At 41.0% G+C, this 293-nt stretch carries 1 pseudogene; it reads right to left on the reverse strand.

The annotated features are described in order from the left end of the window. Positions 1 to 293, reverse strand: a pseudogene (locus JKP73_RS22790) (aconitate hydratase); the annotation flags it as partial.

Genomic DNA, 293 nt, shown 5'->3' on the forward strand with positions numbered 1-293 from the left:
ATTCTTTACCTGTTAGACCTAGCTTATCTGCGCTTTCCCCATTTTCAAATTGTAATGGCAGTACACCCATCATTACTAAGTTGGAACGGTGAATTCGTTCAAAGCTTTCAGCGATAACCGTGTTAATACCTAAAAGATTTGTTCCTTTAGCTGCCCAGTCACGTGAAGATCCCATACCATAGCCTTTTCCACCAATAACGATGAGACCTGTACCATCTTGTTGATACTTCATCGCTGCATCATAAATAGGCATGATTTCTTCTGTTGGCCAATACGTTGTATAGCCACCTTCT

The sequence above is a fragment of the Virgibacillus salexigens genome (assembly GCF_014905415.1).
In the GTDB taxonomy this organism is placed as follows: domain Bacteria; phylum Bacillota; class Bacilli; order Bacillales; family Amphibacillaceae; genus Virgibacillus; species Virgibacillus salexigens.